This window comes from Ruoffia tabacinasalis (genome assembly GCF_005864045.1).
Classification (GTDB): domain Bacteria; phylum Bacillota; class Bacilli; order Lactobacillales; family Aerococcaceae; genus Ruoffia; species Ruoffia tabacinasalis.
This window is the reverse complement of sequence record NZ_VBSP01000099.1, coordinates 1-1,334: the sequence shown is the minus strand read 5'-3', so window position 1 is coordinate 1,334 and position 1,334 is coordinate 1. Positions and strand designations below refer to the sequence as shown.

The 1,334-nt window shown below is 33.9% G+C and carries 1 protein-coding gene; it reads left to right on the top strand.

The window, feature by feature from the left end; all coding sequences use genetic code 11:
- On the top strand, window positions 1-1,205 hold a 1,205-nt coding region (locus FEZ33_RS12195; RefSeq protein WP_138405611.1), incomplete at its 5' end, for an IS110 family RNA-guided transposase.
- Window positions 1,206-1,334: the final 129 nt, after the last annotated feature.

The following is a 1,334-nucleotide window of genomic DNA, read 5'->3' as shown; positions in this document are numbered from 1 at the left end:
AAAAAATGGATGTTATTGCTTTAGACGTAAGTAACGGACGAAGTTATTGCGTATTCTATCAAGATAATATATGTCAGTTTGAAGGAGAGATAAAGCATAATAAGAAGGGATTTATGCGGATTAAACAGCTGGTTGAATCTTGTCATTCAGTACCTGAGATTGTTTTCGAGGCTACAGGTGTCTATTCCCGCGTAATTGAAAGGTTTTGTCAGAATAATAACTTTCGTTATTATTTAATGAACCCTCTCGAAGCGCGCAAACAAACAGATAGCCTCAGAGTGAATAAAACAGATATCAGCGATGCACATAAATTAGCACAAACACATTATTTCCATGAAAGAAAGCCAACAAATAATTTTACCCCTCAATACCAAAAAATGCGTCAACTATCACGATGGTATGAATCAAATGAACAAGAAATAAAGAAGGCAAGAAATCAACTACATGTCTTCTTAGTTCAGTCATTTCCTGAGTATGAAAAATATTTTAGTTCTATCTCAAGTGAGTTTGCGTTAGAGATAATCCAACTGTTTCCACATCCCCAGCGGTTAGAAGAATTAAGCCGAACTAAAATAAAAAATCTTATTTTAAAAAGTACAAGGAAAAAGATCTCGTCCCAAAGAGCTTTAATTAAAGCAGAAGAAATTCTTGGACTTTCCGAACAATCTTATCCAGCTGTTTCGGAAGACTCAATAGTAGTGCGTTTAGTAGCCCATTGGGCTAATGAACTCCTTCAGTTAATCCTTCTCAAAAATGAAATTAAAAAAGAACTAACCAATAAAGCACTATACTTTAAAGAGTTCTATATATATAAAAGTTTTCCAGGAGTAGGAGAATTGACTGCAGCATTACTCATAGCTGAACTGGGTGACCTAACTCGATTCGATAATCCAAAGCAGTTAAATGCATATGTTGGTATCGATATTCAACGCTATCAATCCGGAAATTCTGGAACGTATGACCGTATCAGTAAAAGAGGAAATACGTTCGCCAGAAAAATATTATTCAATACTGTCAATAATATGATTCGTGCACAAAAGTCTGGTCCAAATCATATTGTTGATTATTATTACAGAGCAAAAGAAAAACCTCGCACTAAAAAGCACAAGGTCGCTCTAATTGGATGTATAGATCGGTTTCTGAAATCCATCCATCATCTAGTATTTCTCGGTCAATTATATGATTATAATCTGTCCCCACAGTAATCTTCATATAACTAGTAACTAAATTATACCAATTACACCTGAAAAAATGAATTAATAAGCAGGTTTATTTGGCATGGGTAATAATCAATCTAAATTTCTAAATATTTCACTTGACTAAACGTAGGAAAA